Genomic DNA, 717 nt, shown 5'->3' with positions numbered 1-717 from the left:
TATCACTATGATAACTACTAAAATCGTCAACCATATTTTCGATTGTATTTTCATAGCAGCCTCCTCCTATGATATCTACTTTAAGCTTGATTTTTAATTATGAAGTTTGGGAAAACTTCTGAAATCCAGTTAGAGTCCGTCAAATAAATTGTTCACGAATTTTTCACATTACCGATTATTTATTCTCATTTTTACCTCACTCTTTTATTATGGAATTACTGTAAAAGGTGACTCTATAAGGGTATATATGTTATAATGTTTTATTCTTCCTATAGCAGGCACATATTCAATAATTTCTGCACATGAATAAGTTAATCCATTTAATGAATCCCGAGATACTATTTTACCCTCAAAAACAACGCTTGCTATTATATAAAGATACCCCTTTTCAGATATCTGAGGATAATTTGAATAATACGATGAAGGGACTGTAAATCTATAAGATCGATCTATCTTCTTTGAAGATGTAAGTCCTAAAGAATCTATAGTATGAAAATCGGAAATATATAACATTTCATTCACTATCCCATCATATACAGCCGAATCCTCATAACATACCTTACAACGCCATCTCACTGTTACAACATTTATCTCTCTATTATACAATGCAGGCCAGTAACCATTTGAATCCGGCTCAAAAGTTACATTCATGTCGATTATTACATCAAGATCGGGATTATCACTCGTAGGCAACTGCGTAAATCGTATCGTTCCTGT

The 717-nt window shown here is 32.4% G+C and carries 1 protein-coding gene; it reads right to left on the bottom strand.

Annotation, left to right across the window (positions count from 1 at the left end):
• Window positions 1-207: 207 nt before the first annotated feature.
• On the bottom strand, window positions 208-717 hold a 510-nt coding region (locus tag ACSSWA_RS14955), incomplete at its 5' end, for a hypothetical protein (protein ID WP_437357460.1).

The organism is Melioribacter sp. Ez-97, from assembly GCF_051488665.1.
GTDB lineage: Bacteria > Bacteroidota > Ignavibacteria > Ignavibacteriales > Melioribacteraceae > Melioribacter.
The sequence above is the reverse complement of the archived record's forward strand: the minus strand, read 5'-3'. Positions and strand labels throughout refer to the sequence as shown.